Below are 1404 nucleotides of genomic sequence, written 5' to 3'. Positions count from 1 at the left end.
CACTAGCGTTGCATTAACTAAGTCTGATGATTCAAAATCTTGATAATGTTCAAATTCTAGCTTACCAGACAACAAAAAAGTCCTTTATAATGAATAGGTCAGGTGGTTCCTGTCCAAATCCAAATAAAGGACCAAATCCCATGGACAAGAATACACTACTTTCATCATTTGGTAAATGGGTTTCACCCATAAATATTCAAAAACTTTCTGAACAAGTTGAAGAATGTAAACAAGATTACTATACAAAGAAGCTTACGACAGATGCTTATATCAAGCTTTTGCTATTCGCTCAATTGCACGAAACCGAGAGTCTACAAGCGATGAGTGACGCGCTACTTGATGAAGATTTGCAAAAAACACTAGGTTTTGAATCGATTAGTGCTTCCCAGTTATCACGAAAGAACAATAAGATCAACCCAGCTATTCTCTCAAATTTGTTCTTGAACCTTGTGTGTGAAATTCAACGATTCCACTATAAGAGTGGAAAGAATATGCCACTGAAAATCATTGATTCAAGTACGCTTCCACTGAACTTAACAAACTATAAATGGGCTAAATTCCGTAAAACGAAAGCTGGTGTAAAGCTACATTTGCGACTCGTTTTTATGGATAAGGACACCGTTTATCCAGAAAAAGCAGTGATTACGACAGCGAAAGAACATGACAGAAATCAACTTGAAGTCCTTGTGGATGATCAAGAAGCCATGTATGTGTTTGACCGTGGATATGTGGACTACGAACGTTTTGACCGAATGACAGATGATGGCTATTTCTTCGTTTCAAGACTGAAGAAAAACGCTGTCATTCGCGAAGTTGAAACCTTTTCCCTTCCTGATAATAGTACGGTTTTATCCGATAAAATGGTCTACATAGGTACCACACAAAATCGTGCAGAAAATGTCTTTCGCCTTCTTGAAGTAATCGATACAAAAGGGAACATCCTTCGTTTAATCACAAACCGATTCGATTTGAGTGCCGAAGAGATCAGTGAAATTTACCGGTCACGCTGGGCGATTGAACTATTTTTCAAATGGCTCAAACAGCATGTAGAAATCAAGCATTTTTATGGAATGAGTGAAACAGCTGTACAAAATCAGATTTACTTAGCACTCATCGCCTATTGCTTGAATGTACTCGTTCAGCTTGAGACGAAAAGTAAGAAATCCCTGCTTCGAATTGTTCGATGGTTAAAGGCTGCCATCTGGAAGCCTGCTTACGTTTGGTTACGAAGATTTGAAGAACAATCTAGTCCGTAATTAACAGTTGTCGTTGTTGCATTAGTCTGAAATGTATATTTTTACCAAATGGACAGTGCCACCTTTTCTTTAGGTTGTGACTTTTTGGCCTAAATTCAAGGGTGAATATAAACTGAAAATTTCGACTATATTTATGCAACGCTAGTGA

1 protein-coding gene is annotated in these 1404 nt (G+C 37.7%); it reads left to right on the top strand.

What is annotated here, in order from left to right; translation table 11 throughout:
* The first annotated feature begins 140 nt into the window (after nucleotides 1-140).
* Nucleotides 141-1256 (top strand): IS4 family transposase, encoded by a 1116-nt coding sequence (locus ADA01nite_RS21655; protein ID WP_146812493.1) that lies wholly within the window; start codon nucleotides 141-143, stop codon nucleotides 1254-1256.
* Nucleotides 1257-1404 lie beyond the last annotated feature (148 nt).

Origin of the sequence: Aneurinibacillus danicus (assembly GCF_007991215.1) — a bacterium.
GTDB classification, from domain to species: Bacteria; Bacillota; Bacilli; order Aneurinibacillales; family Aneurinibacillaceae; genus Aneurinibacillus; species Aneurinibacillus danicus.
The sequence above is the reverse complement of the archived record's forward strand: the minus strand, read 5'-3'. Positions and strand labels throughout refer to the sequence as shown.

What these genes read in the sequence shown, in the direction of transcription:
- ADA01nite_RS21655 (WP_146812493.1), top strand. Translation starts at nt 141, where the DNA reads ATGGACAAGAATACACTACTTTCATCATTTGGTAAATGGGTTTCACCC.